Below are 19,197 nucleotides of genomic sequence, written 5' to 3' on the forward strand. Positions count from 1 at the left end.
AGGTAGTAAAATATGATGAGTGATCAAGAGTTTGAAGAATGGACTAGCAATGTCGGGCTATCAGAAGAAGCGATTAAAGAAATCGCTAGAATAAGAGATTCGCCACCCTCAAGAAGAGTGGGTAATAACAGGGTTAGTGTAAGTGGAAGATACAGTAGTAACAAAATGAAGTCCACAATTCAATTTGAAAGTCATAAAGTGGAGTTGCCCGCTATATATTCATTAGAATTTAATGAGGATGTAATTGAGTATTATGACCAGCCACCATCTATAAAAATTAATTATGTGAACGATAACGGAAAAAAGATAGGTTACACTTATACTCCTGATTTTTTCGTTATAGAAAAATGCAATGCTTATTGGATTGAGTGTAAGACTGAAGGTGAGTTATTAAAACTTTCTCAGAAAGATAGTGCAAGATATAAGTTCAATGGAAATGAATGGATCTATGAACCGGGAAGAAATTATGCTGAAGGAATGAATTTGGATTTCAAGGTGTTTTCATCGGATAACATCAATTGGACATTACAGAGAAACTTGGTTTATCTAGAAGATTACTACAATTCTGAGATAGAAGTTGGATCTGAAGCTAGTGAACAGATTATAAGTAATGTACGAGAAAACCCTGGAATAAGCATTAGAGATTTAATTGACAGTGGGGTTTCAATTGATGATTTGTTGATTATGGTTGTTAGAAATAACGTTTACATTGATTTACAAACAAAACTTATATCAGATTATTCCAAGTCAAAAGTTTTCAATAACGTTGTTCATAAAAGAAGTTTGGAAGCTGTTGATAATTCCTCTGTATTGATTAGAAAAAAAGAAATTCGTATGAAATCGGGCGAAGTAATTCTATGGGGCGAAAATCAATGGAAAATACTGAATTGTGATAATAAGAATGTATATCTAATTTCTGATATGAATGAAAATTTAGAAGTTCCTTTGATGTTATTTGAACAATATATATCTAATGGAGATATTAAAAGTACACAAATTTCTGAAGACGGACGGAATGAAGAAATTAGAAAAATCATTGCTGGCATGAATGCTAAGGATTTAAAAGAAACAAACAAGAGGTATGAGATAGTTCTTGAATTTATAGCCGGAAAGAAAGAATTTGATGTACCGTTTACTAATCGAACAATACGTGGGTGGGTAAAAAAGTATAGGGATGCTCAAGAAATTTATGGAAATGGTTTCATTGGTTTAATTCCCTCGCAAAGAAAGAAAGGAAACAGAAAGAGTAAACTCCCATTGGAAACGCAAGAACTTATAGGTGAGCTTATTGCAAACAGTTATGAAACAATTAAGTTAAAAACTGCGAAAATTGTTTATGGTGAACTGCTGATTGAATGTGAAAAGAGAAATTTATATGCTCCTTCATATCAAACCTTTTGCAAGGCTATCAAAAATGAAAAATCTTTTTCTGTTAAAGAGAACCGGGAAGGTAGGAGAGCAGCTTATGAACATGAAGATTTTTATCGAGAATTAGCTTTTACTACTCCAAAACATGGAGAAAGAGTGTTTGAGATATCACATATAGATCATACTCAGCTTGATGTAGAAGTGATATTTGGAAACGGTAATGAGTCTAAAAGGCCGTGGATAACATTTATGATTGATGCTTTTTCAAGAAAAATTCTATCTTATCATTTAAGTTTTGAAGAACCGTCTTCCAGATCTTGTATGATGGTGATCAGAGAATGCGTAAGAAAGCATAATCGCTTACCAAGTACAATCGTTGTAGACGGTGGAAAAGAATTTAGCAGTGTATACTTTGAGTCCTTGCTTGGTTTGTATGGAGTTCATAAAAAGGAGAGGCCATCAGCCAAAGCGAGATTCGGAAATGTAATAGAACGTCTTTTTGGAGTTGCTAATAAAGGGTTTATACACAACCTAAAGGGTAACACTCAGTTAACTAAAAACGTTAGACAAGTAACTAAATCAAACAATCCCAAAAATCACGCTGTCTGGGATTTAGAATCCTTGAATGAAAGGTTAGATTACTGGGTGGAAGATGTATATCATGAGAAAGTAAACCCTACGTTATTTCAAACCCCACGAGAAATTTTTGAGAAGTCATTACTTGAATCTGGAAACAGAGGGGTGAAATATATACCTTATGATGAATCCTTTATAATGATGACTTTACCGTCTCCTAAAAGTAAGTACAGAAAGGTTCATATTGGGAGAGGCGTGAAATTGAACTATTCATACTATTGGTGTGAAGAGTTTAAAAATGGAAGGATAGAAGAGTCCGATGTTGAAGTGAAGTACGATCCATACAATATTGGTCTCTGCTATGTGTTTATTAATAATAAATGGGTTAGATGTTTTTCTGAACAGTATAGTATCTTGAATGGTAAGAATGAGAAAGAAATCAAACTCATAACTGAAAAAATTAGAGAGAGACACCGGAGTTATTCTCAAAAGCTTTCAATAAATGCAAAAATGATTGCACAGTTCATATTGGAAACAGAGAGAATAGAGGATAGCTTACAGGAGAAAAATGAAGTAAATCCACTAAATAAAGCTGTTAAGAATGAAACTTATACAAATACTTTTGATGAAGTGACCTATGAGACCGATGAGGTTGATACAAGTAAGCTGAAAATTTATGAGGATTTCAACTATGAGTGAAAATAAGCGGGCATTCAATGAAGATTTATTAACGAAAGCTTTTGAAGAACGAGTTGAATATTTTGAAGATAGAACTCTACTTCATGATAAGTTAATTGAAACATTAAACTATTTGGAACGAGCCATAATGTGGGGAGCTGGATATAATATTATTTTGGTTGTTGGTCCTTCAGGTGTGGGTAAGTCCAAACTATACAATATGATATATAAATCTATTCTAGAGAAAATGAAAGATGAAATGGAGGTGGATAAATCTTTAATTCCAATCGTTAGAACGGAGCTTCCGAACCCGGATTTAGGTAAGTTCAATTGGAAGGATTTTTATTCAAGAATTTTAACTAGTATTAATGAACCGTTGATTAATAAGAAGTACAATGTAGATCATTTAATTAATCAAAGTGATAAAAGAAAAACGAATACATCTGGGACAGGTCAAGAACTTAGAAGGTCTATTGAGAAAGCTGTTTATCATCGTGGTACAAAAGCGATTTTAATTGATGAAGCTCAGCACTTCTTCAATGTGGGAAGTGGCAAAGCTGTTACAAGTCAATTTAATTCATTAAAATCATTAGCTAATATGTCAGGAGCTAAAATAGTAATGTTTGGAACCTATGATTTAACGTCTGTGATCAACTTGGATGGTCAATTATCAAGAAGGGTGAAAGAACTTCATTTTCCTAGATACCTTTACCAAGAGAAGAAAGATTTCATTGATTTTCAAAGTTTACTTTATTCTTTTCAAAAAGTGGTGCCAATTGAAGAAGAGCCTGATTTTGTGAGTAAGACAGAATATATGTACGATCATAGCTTAGGATGTGCAGGCATCTTGAAAGATTGGATTCAAAGAAGTTATTTAGATGCATTAACTAATAACGAAAAAACAATAAACTTTTCGCACTTAGATAATAATAAACTTAAGACTGACAAACTAATAAGGTTATCTAATGAAGCTATAAGTGGGGAAAGGCATTTAAATAATAACGAAAGTGATTTAGAAAGATTAAAATCCTTGCTCGGCACAAATAGCAAAGTCAAAAAAGAAAATAATGAAGGTAGGAGGAAAAATACTCAACCTGGAAAGAGAAAGCCAAGTAGAGACGTTGTTAATTAAAATGCTAAATTCTAAGAGGTGATGATAATTACAACTGAACGTATAGATAGCGTATCTGCGGAATACAGTACCCTATATAATTTACAGCCTGTTGGTTTGGGGACTCCATACATAGAGTCCCTTACAAGTTACATTACAAGGTTAAGCAAAGAGCACAATGTAAGTTTGGGTAATCTTGTTAAAGGTGTTATTGGGCCTGCTTTCGAGCAATCTTATATTAAAAAGAATCTAGCAGAAAGTGTTTTTGGAGAAACAGGAAGATATATTAATGGTAATAGTGATGTATCTATTTATTACATTAAAGTAATGGAAATCTTGACTGGAAGAGAAGATATACAACATTTAACTATGTGTAACTGGAAGGGAGTTTTTCACAAAAATATTATTGGGAAAAATAAAAAATGGTGTGAATTTTGTTTAGAAGAATGGAAGAAAAATGATCAAGTGATATATGAGCCTCTTATATGGCAAGTAGATAATGTTAATTTTTGTGATAACCATAATTGCGAATTATCATCAATATGCTTTAACTGTAATAAATCACAGGGCTATTTGAGCAGTATGAATAACCTGGGTTATTGTCAATTCTGTTTTAGTTGGTTAGGAGTTAAACGTTCTACATCAGAATCTGTTGAAACACCCCATGAAGAGGAGTTTATTAATCAAAATTTCAAAGAGCTAATTTTAGAGTCTCAAAACAAACACAGCTTTCCTACTCAAAACAATATATTAAATTCTTTTAATTGCTTGAAAGATGAATATGGTGGGATAAATAAACTTTCTGTAATTCTAAATGTAAAATACCACACTTTAGTTAGTTGGGTTTTAGGTTACAATAGACCGTCTGTTGAGAATTTAGAAATAGTGTGTAGTTCACTTAATATTTCTATGCTCGATTTTTTTGATTTAGATGAAAAAACAGTGATAGACAATAGAGTTTCCCTTCCTAACTCGTTTATTTTCGGTAATGACGAAGAATCAAGGAAGGAGCTGCAAAGAAATTTAGAAATTAAATTGAACGATGATACAGTACAGCCGCTCAGCAGTATAGCTAAAGAACTTCAAGTTAGTACTAATTATTTAAAAAGCAAATTTCCTGGGGTTACTAAGAAATTGTTAAATAAACATAGGGAGCATCAATCAAGGATATGGCAAAACAGATCAAATGAAATTATTCAACTCTTAAATGAAGAAATAAACAGTCCCCAACCAATAAGTAAAGCTGAGTTTTGTAGAGTAAATGAATTCTCACTAAGTTCTTTAAATAGACATTTTCCCCTATTAGCTAGAGAATTAGTTGAGAAGCATAAAGAATATACTGCGTTTAAAAAGAAGAAACGAAAGGAAGAAATCAAAAAGGAAGTAAAAGATATAATGATAACTATTCATAACAGAGGGGAATACCCTAGTATTAGAAATATAATTAAGAGTATGAATAAAAAGGGAGTGTTTAGAAACCCGGAGATTAGAAGTTATTACAAAGCTCAAATGAAGGAATTGGGGTATGTCGTGAATAAAAATCGTAAATAGCTATTTATAAAATTTACTGAAGTTTTTGGGGGCATAAGTAATGTTGTGCTCCCAAATATATCATAATTACATACAAAATTTTTTATAAAATGAGCTTAATTGAAAGGTGTATTTTGAAATGAAAAAAGTGATTATTATTTTAGCCTTAGTTTTATTCCCGCTGATTATGTCGTTACTTATTAAAGTACCTTTATTTAATTTTTCAAGTGGTACTACTGATTCTTGGATAGGATTTTGGGGAAGTTATCTTGGTGCATTAGTAGGTGCGGGAACTGTTTATATGGTAACCAATATACAAATACAGGAACAACGAAAAATTCAATTGGAGTCTATTAGGGAAGAACACTATAATGCCTTGAAAAGGGAAATGAAACAATACCATTTTCGGAATCAAATTGATAAAATTGAAGATTTTAATGAAACAATAGAAGAGTTTTTGGATACTCTTACTAAATGTTCGAACGATTTTACCAAGTACATTACATATACGCATATCTTGTATGGTGAACAGGATAATTACACAAAGGAAGAAGAGACTAAATATAAAGAAGAAATAAAAGAACTCAAAGATGAATTATATAATTGGATTCATAGGTTAAATAGACTTAATTTTAGAATTAATAGATTATCTTTATATATAGAAGATACATCTAGCTATACTAAAAGCATAAGTAGTCAACTTGTTGAATTTGTTGATGAGCTTAAAAGTGGATATAGAGACGATTATAGCTTTAAGAAATACTTAGACTTTAATCAAGCATCATTAAATCATCATCTCGAACAGTTCATGGGTCTAACAAGTCAATTATTGAATAATGTTTTGCAACCAAAATTAGAACAGAAAATAAATGAAATGAATTCAGGCGAAATGTAAGGTTGATCTAAAAATTATGATTAACAAATTCATTGCGAAATTTTTTTGTGAACATGTTTTATCAGGTTAAATCATATGTTTTCCTGGAATTTTAAAATTAAGAATAAGGCTTCCTAGAGTTGAAGAATAAAGAAACAAGGTTTCTTAAAGTTCAAACTTTGAAAATTATATAAAAAGATTTTTGTTAATAGATGGTGTGATCCATTGTCATGACTGGAGCGGAAAGCTTATGCCTTATTTAAGGAAATTATATGCTTTACGTCACATTTATTGTGACGTGAAGCATAAATTTTCCAAACGGAAGACTTATGCTTCATTTGACTTTAGGAAGACTTATGCTTCATTTAAATCTAGGAAAGCTTATGCTTTAATGTCAGGAACAGATGAATTTGTTTTAAAGAATATCAAAGAACTCGTAGCGTTACATAGTAACCATCTTGTTCATCAATTACATGTGTACAAAGAAAGAGCGTAGAAATACGGTCTTAAAGATGCTCATCGTGCTCCACATTTCTCAAAACATTAATATATCTACGTTTGAAGGCTCTCAACCATTTTGGTTGGGGGTCTTTTTTGTTTGATAAATACAAATTACTTGATAGGACATACCTAATAGAGAGTAGTTGGATTGTTGACTTTTTTGTAAAATTTAATTAACTTAGAGTGAATACATTATTTAGTAGGGGAGTGACAGAATGAGTTCAACACTTAACCCAACGGCGGGGGCAGCTGATCCTTATTGGTACGAATGGTCTGTCGGTCAAAGATATATAATTGATATGCTGAATCCTGATATGGAAATTGCGTCAGTCATATTACAATCGACTGAGGCACAAGGTTTAGATGATGTAATTGTTACATATACAAATGGATCAAGAGAATATTTTCAGGTTAAACATACCCGCAATTATGATACTGTCACATTTGGGAACTTGGTATCTGTAGATAACGATAGTAATAATTCATTATTAAAAAGTATAGCAAAAGCATGGAAAGAAGCTAAAGCTAAGTCAAATAAATGCTATCCTATTCTATTCACTAATAGAAAACCTGGGGAACGTATATCTAAAGCACCAAATTTACAGAACAATAAGTACCAAAGGCCTGCTTTATCAAAATTTTGGGAGTACATTAAAGGGCAGGTGAAAGTTGCTGAAAAGCTTGAAGATGTCCAAATCCCACCTGAATGGAGTGAAGCTTGGATAGAATGGTGTGCTCAACTGAACGTTCTAGATAACGAGCATGAGAAATTGGAGTTTCTACAATCACTTAGAATGGAAATGAGACAACCGAATTTACAGGAAATGAATGATGAGCTTATTGAAAAACTCGCCTTCTCATTTGCTATTACCTTCGAGCAAGCACGCCCATTATTAGGATTGCTTGATAGTGCTTTGCGTGTATGGGCCACAACTCTGCGTGAAAAAGAACCGATAGATGTAGAGGAGGTATATAGTCGATTAAGTTTACCAGCAGTAGAGACCACCGGCGAGCATGACCTTTGCCCACCGGAGCCTTTTTTTCCAAGTCGAAAGCAGTTTGTTGATGATTTGGCAAATGAATTGTTAAGTGGAGATAAACCTATTGTATTTTTAAGTGGTCTTCCAGGTATAGGGAAAACAAGCATTGTAAGTACACTGGCAAACCACCGAGAACCAGTTATTGATTTAAGATATCATGCGTTTCGACCAATAACTCCTGATATAACAGAGTTACCTGCTGATGTTGGTGAAACAACTAAAGCTAAAGTTTTATGGGGGGACTTACTATCTCAGCTAAGGACAATGTTGAAAGGTAGATTAAAACGATATGAAGTACCCATAAGAAATGAGTTTTTGAGTATTGATGAACTGAGAGAAAATGTATTGAGGCTTGCTAACGAACTAGGGAAGGAACGTGATCGTCCAACGATTATTGCTATAGATGGAATTGATCATGCTGCTCGAGCTAGTTATGAAGAATCTACCTTTCTTGATACATTGATACCCCCAGATGGAGTACCTGAAAACGTTCGCTTTTTTATCATTGGCCAACCAATTGAAGCATACGATAAATATCCTTTTTGGCTTAAAGATAAAAAAAGTAATATTTCTTTTTGGGATGTAACTGGAATCGAAACAAAGGATATTGCAAGCTTGTTTTCTTCTTCTGAAAATAATTTGCCGGAGGGTCAATTTCATAATGCTGTAAGAGTTATTGATAGAGTAGCGGATGGGAACACATTATCAGCTATTTTTGCTGTTCATGAAGCTCGTTACTGCAACAGTGTGGAAGAGCTTGATGAAAAGTTAGAAAATCGACGATTAACAACTGGGATATCAGCTTACTATGAGGAGATTTGGTCTTCTGCAGTAGAACCTTTGAAGAAAACTCACCCTTTTATAGGTTATGATATTGCTGGGTGTTTTTCTTTAAGCAGTGAACGAGTAACAGGAAAAGCACTTTCAAAAATTTTTTCGGAATTATCTATATCTGTATCCACTTGGACAAATGTACTGCGTGAACTTCGCCCTTTAGTAGAGAATGATGAACAAGGTTTTCGTTTGACTCATAATGATGTTCGAGTCCATCTGACATCACAGATTCAATCGGATACTGAGAGATTAAAAGAAACTGCAAGTGATATCGCTGATTACTATTGGTACGAAGAAGAGAAGGGGGTAGCTCGTCACGCAGACTTGTTTAAATTATTACAATTAAGTGGGCGTTTCACTGATCAATCTTACGTATTTACACCTCAGTATGTAATGGAAGCACACGCGCTTAAACGCCCTATGAGAGAATTAGTTGAGCAATGCCGGATAGCGGTGTCAGAAGTTGCGGATACTGATGATTGGGGATGTGTTCACAATGTTTCTTGCGCAGTTACTACACTACAACAATTACTCAAGACAGTTGAATGGACAGGTAGTGAATATAAGTTTGTTTCAGAAACCCCTTCCTTTTTAATATCAGAAGGAAGAGTTCCCAATGTGAACTCTTGGAGTCTAGAGGTTGTAGAGGACACGTTAAATGATACGTTAAACCTAATTGAGTCAGGCGAGTTAGATCGAGCGAGAGGACTAGTGAAGCGGTGGTTTACTGATTTAAACCCAATTGATCTATTAGAAATACTTCCTGAAAGTGATATATATGACCAATTTAGAGAGGATGAAGAACTTTCGGATACTACATTAAATTTGTTTCGCAATTGGGGGTATATTAGTCAGTATATAGGAATATCGTGGAATGGCGAAATAGACAGAGAAGTAGTGGAGGGAGAAAGGCAATATTCTTTAGCTCTAGCTTCTTTTTATGGAGGATTTCTAGAGGGAGCAGTTGCTTACGGCGGAAAATTTCGATGGGCCAGAGTGTTGAAGTTCACTACAATTTTTTTCTGGAGCGACATTGGAGTATGTCTGGAGAAACTTGCCGTTCAAAAGAGATGGGAAGAGGTTAATATCACCCTTTTGCACTTGAAAGGTCGTCAAAAGAAATCTCCGATTTCTTTTCAGATACGAGCGGCTACTTATAGTTTGATAACAGGTCATCACGTACTATTTGAACATTGGAGTGGACCAATAAAATCTTCTGGTTTTGATTGTTTAAATGAACATAGAAGTAGTTTTGATAATGATGAGCGGGCAAACCTTTATTGCATGGTAAGTTTTGTTTTGGGGGCTGAATTTCTGGGGCGTGAGAGTAGCGGAATAAGTATGGAGGGAGTTCAACATTATCTTTCGAATAGACAAGATGATAGAGTACGAGAGAATGCAGCGGTTCTATTTAACTCTAGTGCTTTAGCAGGAAAGTGGCTAGGGATTTTGCTTAGGAAAGGTGTGGACACAACTAAAAATTTTGTTACCGGCATTGAACTTGAAAGAGTGTTGAAAGCTTTATTCGGGCAGCGTAAGCAAAAGTGGAAACTTGTCTACGGTTTGAAAGATCCTTCAAAAGATATCCTTGAAATTCTCATAGAATGTGCAGATCGTATTGGTCAACCATTTAGTGGGATTGTCTTTAATATAATAAAAGAAGAATGTGAGAGTTATCCTGTTAACTATATTTTGGAAATAGGGTGGCGATATTTAGCCGACCGAGGAGAATACGATTTATTAATGAATTGGTTTAACCATTGGTGCGGAGTCGAAGGTAAAGCATGGCAAGAGGATCCATCAGAAAGAGCAAATATAGTAGAACGCTTATCAACGCTAGCAATTGAAATTGGGTTTGAGCAAGAAGCAAATAGAGCTTCTGAACGTTTGAATTGGTGCGGAATTAGTTACACGGGGCACAAAGAATATGTGCTTGATGGTGCGCTTTCCTGGTTTAGATCACTGGCTCAAATAAAGCCCGAAATTTGGGACAAGGAAGGGAAGTTATTGCTTGAAATTTCCCAGGAAGCAACGAGGGTAGGAGATAATCGGATTTCTTATTTAGTGGATGATTCTGTTGCCGGAGTAGCTAGTTCTAATGGTGTTTCTGCAATGTGGCGCTTATATATGGCAGAAAATATGATGGAACCACTCATAGACCATAAAGAAATGCTTTTTGACGGTTTAATCGAAATGCTAGGTAATCAAGATCTACCCGAGCAAGAGTACCTAGCGTTGTGGTCATTTGGGGTTGGTGTTTTCAATTGGGAAAATGGTGTTGATAGGTGTTATCTTAGTGACTTAAAGAAGGCAATATTTATTGCTATGAATCGAAATGGCATGGACCTGAGGGAAAAACTAAACAAAATTGGTCCTGCTGAGTTTCACGCCAATTATGATGAAGATCGTTATAGAGTTCCAGAAAGATGGTTTGAAACTTCAAATGAACTACATTCATCAGACGATAAATTAAATGATTTATACCAAGAACTAAATGAAACATCAATAGAGAATGCTATTAATGTTTTGAATGAACAATACAGCGATGGTAAGAAATTTTACTCTAGCGAAATTTGGATGGGTGTATGCTTTCTAGCTAAGAGATTAAATGAAGAACGACCTCGGGGATTTGTAAAGTATGTAGACTTATTATTAGATTTGGTAAAAAGCCGAGAAGATTTATATACTTGGACATATGACAGGGTATATTTGGCTTACAAAGAACTTATTCCTTTGTTAACAGAGGACAAGAGGAAGGGTATACTTAAAGAAGTAATAGCAAAGATGGAAGAACAAGATGATTATAGAATTTGGCTTGAGAGCATTAGTGAGAATTTGGATTATATCTGCCTATTTCGGTCTAGGTCAGTAGTTGGACAAGATCTAGATGACGGGGTAAATCGAATTCTTTCCACTCATGAAATGTGGATTAACGGTAAAGGCTATTTACCAGAAATGCCAAAAATCGAAATTCCGAGTTATGAAGAAACTGAAACCCCTCCCGTTACTTGGTCACAATTTGCAGTGCGTTATTTATTTGATTTATTGAAAACTGATAATGGCACAAGAATTGAAGCGGCCCTAAGAGGGTTGTGGGGGATTGCGGAAACAAACCCAGAAGACTTAGAGTTTATTACAAGTAATTGGAGCAAATTAAATTCACGAGCTAAAGAGTGGGTTCTATTGTTAGCAGAAAGAGCAGCAATCAGCTTACCCCAAGCCTTTAAGCCTTTTATAGAAATTGTGAGTCAGTGTTATGAAGGGCATGATTTAAGGTTGAAATTACAATCGTATTCTATTTTAAAGGCTTTAGACAGCGAAACTCCAAATTGGAATATGAGTCAACATCCAGCGCATGAACAAATTGCATCCCTATCATCAGAAAGCGAGCAAGGAGTATTAGATATTCCTAGTATTAAACAGGGAGCATTACATTATGCCACTGGAACACGTTTGATAAGAAGTACATTAAATATGTTACAAGCGGCTACTGGGGAAAGATTAAGGGAAATTGAGAGAAAATATGCAGCATATTCGAAAGCATACCCTTCGGAGCCATTTAGTATCGAAAAAATCAAAAGAAGAACTCACGAAAAACTACTGTCAGAATCATCCGAACTTGATCGCTTACTGGAGGTTATCTATTACGAGCTCTATAATGGAAGGTGGAAAGATATCCCACTTGTGAGGATATCACAAGCGTTGACAACAAGCGATGATCCATTTGTGTTATTGAAATCGCCTGAACCTTTCATAAATATGGAGGGGTGGCTCATTGACGAAGCACTTGAAAAAAAGGTAGGTAGCAATGAAGAAATAAAAGAATCCCTAATGCCTTGTGTTCATACAGGATTGGCTGAAAACGATTTGGTACTTGGAGCGGTTTTATGCACATATTCTCGTTCAAGCGATGTGAAATTAGTTTATGATTGTTCATTGAAAATGGATGAAACTTTATTATCACCAGTCAGTCGAATTTCAACCTTTAACGGGCGAACTTTCGCTTTATTTGATAATAACAGGTTCGACCCTCAGATTGTACACCAACCACTTCTGAGGTTGACTTATGAAAGCGGAGGAATAGGAAGTTTTGAGCTAGGAAGTCTTTTATGCTATCCGTCTAATCTTTGGACAACTATTTTTGGCTGGAAACCATCGAAAGAGAATCCAACAGTGTGGGTGGATGAAAGTGACAAACCAGTGGTTAGGCTTGAGCATTTTCATGGTCCAGTGAGGGATTTAATTCATGAACCATATTATCGTCAACCTTTCATGCAAAGATGGGTATGTTCAAAAGAAGCCTTTGAAGAAGCTCTTACCAAAATGGATATGTTTGAAATAGAGAACGTTGATGTGGAAGTGAATTCATTTGGTGAGGTTCTGTAATTGCCTGAACTTTTAATCATCCTCTAACCTCAAAACATGCATTAACGATTACTATTATAAAGGCTCTGTTAAACGCCAATGTTGATATATTGATTTTCTAAAGGGAAATTGTGTTAAATTTAAATTACCAAGTTATATGTTGGGGGAGCTTTTAGTGTTGAAATTGGTTGATGACTTAGTAGGGGCAGGATATGATACTTTGAAATTTATTATAAGGTCAATTTGCTATTTACTTGCAGGAACGATAATTGTTGCAGTTCCAATATACATGATTGTTTGGATTCTCGGCATGTTTCAGTAATGTAAATCAATTAACGGAGATATTAGTTTGATAAGACAATAATTCATTATAGGACCTCCATATAATTGGAAGTCCTATTTTTTCTATAAATATCAACACTGAACTTTAATAGAGCCATTATAAAAAAGACTTTATGGTGCGGAAAGGTTTTTCATATCCGATTATGTATCTCTGTGATCCGTATGGTATGAGGGCTAGATCTCCATCTTAGAAATTACTAAGAATCATACGTTAGAGGAAGAAATCAACACATTTCACTGTGGAGAACCATAGATAACCATAATTGACTATTTATTCCATTTAATATTTAAATTTTTGTTGACAAAATATAAATTAAGTTATATAATTTAATATTAATGGTTTTTTATTGACAAAGTTCAGGGTTTATATTAATATAAGTTTAAGTATTAAAGTGTGCTCATTCGTTATTGAATGGGGGCACTTAAGTTGTTTATAGGGGTTTCAACGATTGTTGACTTTTTATAGAAACGGTTTAGGAATTGAACCTTGGACCTTGAAAATTGAATAAAATTCTTAGGGATGGTAGGAGAAGTATGTATATTTATAGAAAAAGAACTGTTATTTATAATTTGCCTCCTTTCAATGAGGATCTTCTAACGAGAGAATCATTGGCCAGTTACCTTATTCGATTGTCAAACGAACACCATTTAACTGTAAATGATATGTTAAGGAACGTACTAGAAATAGAGTTTAATAATAGCTCAATAGTAGATAAAAAGATTAAACTCCCAAAATATATTTATGAAAACAGTGAAGCAATTAACGGGTTTGGAAAATATGCAAGGGAACTCGTAATTGCATTGAATGAGCTAAGTTCTAGAGAAGGGTTGAATAAGTTAACTTTTTTAAACTGGAAAAAGTTAATACCTTCCAGGAATTTATTAGATAAGAAATTTAAGTATTGTCCTGACTGCTTAAAAGAGTGGAATAACGAGAACAAACTGTACTACCCACTAATCTGGGGGCTGAAGTTAGTAGAAGTGTGTGTGAATCATCAAAGAAAGTTAATCAGTTATTGTTTAAATTGTAATGAACAGATCACTTTTCTAAGAGGAAAAATGGTTATGGGAAAATGTTCGAAGTGTTTCAATTTATTTTTCGAAGGTAATTACTATCAAATTAAAGAAAAGATCGACGACTTTCAAGAATACGTGAGTGAAAATTTGAAATACTTGTTAAGTTTAGAAGAAAATCACATTAATTCTTACCGCGATAATTTTATCGCTAACTTGAACTGGATACGCACAGAATATTTTAATGAAGAGCTAGGGAAGATGAGTGAGAGCTTACAGTTACCTAAAACTACGTTATACGAATATTTAACTGGTGAGCAGTTTCCTTCTTTGAAAAGACTAATGCATGTTGGTTATTGTCTGGATATTCCAACTAAGTCATTGTTGGAGAAAGAAGGAAAACTAACAAAAGAAATGGTGAAGGTAAGAGAAGTTCTATATGCTGATAAAAAAATAGCTAAAAGGCACTCATTGGATGAGGGAAAAATAGAAGAAAAGCTACGTATATTTTTAAATACCCAGGTTCCTTTTTCATTAGTTGATGTAGCGGGGGAAGTGGGAAGAGACAGAAAACTATTATATAATCACTTCCCTATACTAAGTAAAAAAATTTCCAATAATTTTTTGGAATATTCCAAAAATAAAACTTCGGAAAGAAGAAACAAAATAAAATTAGAAATAGAAAAAGCGTTTCAGGAAATGGTTCAAGCAGGAATTTATCCAAGTCGTAGAAAGATAGAAAAGGAAGTTGAATCTTCGATAGGTGCGAAAGGCGTATTGAGAGAGAAAGAACTTCAGAATTATTGGTTACAGTTAAAACGGTCCTAAGAAGAGCGTGATAAATTTCGAAGAAAGGGATAGGATACCAATGATGGATGATAAAACGTTTGAGAAATGGAAGCAAAACTCTGATCTATCATCAAAGGCCCTTGAAGAAATATCAGAAATCAGGCGTACTCCGCCATCTAGAAGAGTAGGAGATAGTCGCTACAGTGTAACCGGTCGTTTCAGTAGTAAGAAAATGAAGTCTACAATTCAATTCGAAAGCCACAAAGTAGAACTGCCTTATATTTATCAACTAGAGCATAATGATGATGTACTGGAGTTTTATGATCAACCTCTCCAATTAAAAGTAAATCATATTACTAAAAATGGAAAGAAGAGCACGTTTTTATATACACCTGATTTTTTCGTAATTGAAAAGAATAAAGCATACTGGGTAGAGTGTAAAAGAGAAGAAGAACTCTTAAACCTACTGCAAAAAGATTCAACTAAGTATTCTTATGTTAGTGGAAGATGGAGTTATTTGCCCGGAGAAAGGTATGCAGAAGAATTAGGGATTGGTTTTGAAGTGTTTACATCTGAGAATATTAATTGGATATTCCAAAGAAATCTAACTTATATAGAAGATTATTTTACAAGTGATTGGTTTGTAGACGAGGTCTCTTATGATAAGTTACAGAAAACATTAATTAAAAAACCAGGAGTTACATTGAAAAGCTTAGAAGAAATTGGATTTAGTAAGCAAATGATCCTATCTTCTCTCGCTAATAATTTAATATATGTAGATTTAAACACTCAATTACTGAAGGATACAGAAAAAGTGAACGTTTTTTTATCTAATGAGCAGATGGCAGGGTTTCAATTCTTTAATCAAAACAAAATTTGGAGGAACATTGAAGAAGTTAAACTTAAAAGTGGTGAACTTATACTCTGGGGGGAAGCTGAGTGGGAGATAGTAAACTGTGATAACAAATTTGTTTTTTTAGTTTCCTTTAAGCAGGAAGCATTGAAACTTCCGTTAGGTTTATTTGAAGACTATGTTCAAAAAGGGCATATTAGAGGTGTTGGGAAAAAAGTCAACGCTAGTCAAAGTGAATCAATGGGAATATTAGAAAGTGCCAGTGAAAGTGAATTGAAAGTTGCTAATGATCGTTATGAAGCAGTTATGAATTATTTGGAAGAAAAAGATTTGAACAGCATAGTCACAAAAAGAACGATTAGAAGTTGGGTCAAGAAGTTTAAAGACGCTCAAATAAAGTATGGTAATGGGTATATAGGTTTGATACCTTCAACAAAAAAGAAAGGAAACAAAAAAAGAAGGTTCCCTAAAGAAACATTAGACTTAATGAATGAAATTATTGAAACCAGTTATTATTTGGGTAAATCCAAGTCAGCAAAAGTAGTATATGGAGAGTTTGCTTTAGCTTGTAAAGAAAGAAGGCTTTACGCACCTAGCTATAGATCTTTTTGTGAAGAAATAAGTAATATCAATGTTTATGTTAAAACTAGGGAACGTAAAGGAAGACGTGCTGCATATAATAATGAAGAATTTTATAAAGAAGAACGGTTCACCTCGCCTAAACATGGGGAAAGAGCTTTAGAATTAGCCCATATTGACCACACACAGTTAGATGTAGAGGTAGAATATAATGAAAAGGAATCTAAAAGGCCTTGGTGTACTTGCATGATAGATGCCTATTCAAGAAAAGTACTAGCTTTAGTGATAAGTTTTGATCCTCCTTCTTATGTAGCGTGTATGAATGCAATAAGAGATTGTGTAAGAAAACATAATCGTTTGCCAAATAGTATTGTTGTGGACGGTGGAAAAGAATTTAACAGTATTTACTTTGAATCTCTTCTAGCTATGCACAGTATACACAAAAAAGAGCGACCGCCAGGGCGTTCTCGCTACGGAAATGTGGGAGAAAGGTTTTTCGGTACAATAAATGAACTATTTATACACAATTTAGAGGGAAATACAAAAATTACAAAAAATGTGCGTCAGGTTACAAAGAGTGTGAACCCGAAAGAGAAAGTAGTGTGGAAATTGGAATTGTTGATTGAAAGGATGGAACTGTGGATAGAAGACGTCTATCATAATAAGACCCACTCCACTACTTTTGAATCACCTAATGAAAGATTCAATGATTCTTTAAGAGATAGTGGAGTTAGAGAGAGAAGGTATATTCCCTATGACGAAACTTTCATGATTATGACTTTACCTTCTCCTAGAAGAAAAACCAGAAAAGTTCATGTAGGTAGAGGAGTTAAGCTTAATTATGCATATTACTGGTGTGACGCATTTAGAGATGGGGGGGTAGAGGAAGAAGATGTAGAAATTAAGTACGATCCATACGATATTAGTGTTTGCTATGTTTACGTGCATGGAAGATGGGAAAAATGTTTCTCTGAACAATATAAGATTTTAAGTGGAAAAACCGAAAGAGAGTTGAAAATCATAACAGATAAGATTAGAGAGAAGCAAAAAAGTTATTCAAGAATAGTCAGTATCAATGCACAAATGATAGCTAAATTTATTATTGAGACAGAACATATGGAGAACAATATGGAGGAGTTTAAGAGAGCAAATGAAAGTAATGACGGATCTGAAAACAAAAATAGCGAGTATACGAGCACTGATGCTATGAGCTTCCATAAGGATGAAATTGAAATTGATGAAAGCAAACTCAAATTACTTGAAGGGTTTGATGAATTTGAATAAGGATTCAAAGAAGCTTTTGTCAGAGTTTGATGCTTACACGTCTCCACATGCGAAAATGGCTGAGGCTTTAAAGGAACTTAAGGAAGAAGTAATGGCTGATGAAAATATCAACATTCTTTTAGTTGTTGGGCCGTCAGGCGTAGGTAAGTCAAAACTTGCAGAGATTTTCATTGAAGAAATTTTAGACTCTATGGAAGAGGAAATGATAAAGGATACTTCCTTCATTCCTATAACTGGAATAGAGCTTCCAAATCCAGATCTAGGAAACTTCAACTGGAAAGATTTTTATTATAGGGTATTGCTAAGTCTTAATGAACCGTTAGTTGACAGGAAAACTAATGTGAATAGAGGGGTTAGAAATAATGATCGATATGTAAATGAAGGGAGAAAATCAACAGTAGGAGATCTAAGGAGATCGTTAGAAAGAGCTATTTATCATAGAAGAACAAGAGCGATAATAATAGATGAAGCTCAGCATTTTTTTAGGCTGAAGACTGGAAAGGCAGTAGCAGAACAGTTTAATTCTATTAAGTCTTTAGCAAATATGTCCGGAGCTAAGATAATTTTGTTTGGTACCTATGATTTAATTTCAATAATGAACCTAGATGGTCAACTTTCTCGCAGAGTTGAGGAGATCCATTTCCCCCGTTATGATTTAAATAATGAGAAAGATGTGGAAGATTTTATTAACATCCTATATACGTTTCAAAGAAAACTTCCTGTAGAGAAACCACCTGACTTGTTGAGTGAAAGAAAATACATTTACGAAAAAAGCTTAGGATGCGTGGGTATCCTTAAAACCTGGTTGCAAAAAAGCTTAAGAGAAACTATAAAAAATGGGGAGGAGACCATTACATTAGAAAGTTTAAGGAAAACCTCCATGAATCATACAAAACTACTAACATTGTTTAAGGAAATAGTTGTAGGTGAAGAAATTTTTAAAGAAAGTAAAAGCGATGCTATTGAACTTAAGAAGATGTTGGGTGTGGAAAACCTAGAAGACAAGCCTAATAAGAGAAAAGGAAACAACAATCCTGGTAAAAGAAAACCTAATAGGGATGAGGTTTGATGAACCGTATCACGAGTAAATGAGTTTCCATATCCAATTTTCAAATGAGACAGTGCTGGTAATTTTCCATCAAGACCTGTTCCTGTATTATGCCAAAATTTTAGATATGTGAACGTCAAAACTATTAGGAGAATAATACCCTAACCTAGTAGTCCCATCACTAAAAAGTATCTGTTGCCAATGTATCAAAGATATTAATGAGCCTTATTCAGAAAACGAAAAAGTATATATTTCCAAACCTTCATTATAAGCAATCAAAGATTCTGGTGCCTGTTACACAAAAGGTTTCAGGCAATTTAAATTTGTACATTCGTGTGGTATAATTGACTTTGTCCTTTTAACTCTAATTACTGGTAAAAGGTAAATTTAAGCAAAGAATGTTTTAGACTA

At 34.1% G+C, this 19,197-nt stretch carries 8 protein-coding genes; all 8 read left to right on the forward strand.

Annotated features, from left to right (window positions below):
* Positions 1-15: 15 nt before the first annotated feature.
* The 8 genes from BW944_RS06270 to BW944_RS06305 all read left to right on the forward strand — a co-directional run bounded on the left by BW944_RS06270 (position 16) and on the right by BW944_RS06305 (position 18,807).
* A complete protein-coding gene (locus BW944_RS06270; RefSeq protein ID WP_159438171.1) occupies positions 16-2,643 on the forward strand; it encodes a TnsA endonuclease N-terminal domain-containing protein in 2,628 nt (875 codons plus the stop codon).
* A complete protein-coding gene (locus BW944_RS06275) occupies positions 2,636-3,754 on the forward strand; it encodes an AAA family ATPase (protein ID WP_076557823.1) in 1,119 nt (372 codons plus the stop codon). The genes BW944_RS06270 and BW944_RS06275 overlap by 8 nt, the downstream gene beginning before the upstream one ends.
* A gap of 21 nt (positions 3,755-3,775) precedes the next feature.
* Positions 3,776-5,284: a TniQ family protein gene (locus BW944_RS06280; RefSeq protein WP_076557825.1), complete on the forward strand. Its 1,509-nt coding sequence runs from the start codon at positions 3,776-3,778 to the stop codon at positions 5,282-5,284.
* Between the two features lie 118 nt (positions 5,285-5,402).
* Positions 5,403-6,158: a hypothetical protein gene (locus BW944_RS06285; RefSeq protein ID WP_076557827.1), complete on the forward strand. Its 756-nt coding sequence runs from the start codon at positions 5,403-5,405 to the stop codon at positions 6,156-6,158.
* Positions 6,159-6,853: 695 nt separating this feature from the next.
* Positions 6,854-12,898, forward strand: coding sequence for an ATP-binding protein (locus BW944_RS06290; RefSeq protein ID WP_076557829.1), 6,045 nt, complete (start codon positions 6,854-6,856; stop codon positions 12,896-12,898).
* 855 nt (positions 12,899-13,753) lie between these two features.
* On the forward strand, positions 13,754-15,061 hold the full coding sequence (locus tag BW944_RS06295; RefSeq protein ID WP_076557831.1) for a TniQ family protein: 1,308 nt from the start codon (positions 13,754-13,756) through the stop codon (positions 15,059-15,061).
* A gap of 43 nt (positions 15,062-15,104) precedes the next feature.
* Positions 15,105-17,738: a TnsA endonuclease N-terminal domain-containing protein gene (locus BW944_RS06300; protein ID WP_159438174.1), complete on the forward strand. Its 2,634-nt coding sequence runs from the start codon at positions 15,105-15,107 to the stop codon at positions 17,736-17,738.
* Positions 17,692-18,807 carry an AAA family ATPase gene (locus BW944_RS06305; protein ID WP_076557837.1) on the forward strand — a complete coding sequence of 372 codons (1,116 nt, stop codon included), beginning with the start codon at positions 17,692-17,694 and terminating at the stop codon, positions 18,805-18,807. Before BW944_RS06300 ends, BW944_RS06305 begins: the two co-directional genes overlap by 47 nt.
* Positions 18,808-19,197 lie beyond the last annotated feature (390 nt).

This window comes from Salimicrobium flavidum, from assembly GCF_900156645.1.
GTDB lineage: Bacteria > Bacillota > Bacilli > Bacillales > Halobacillaceae > Salimicrobium > Salimicrobium flavidum.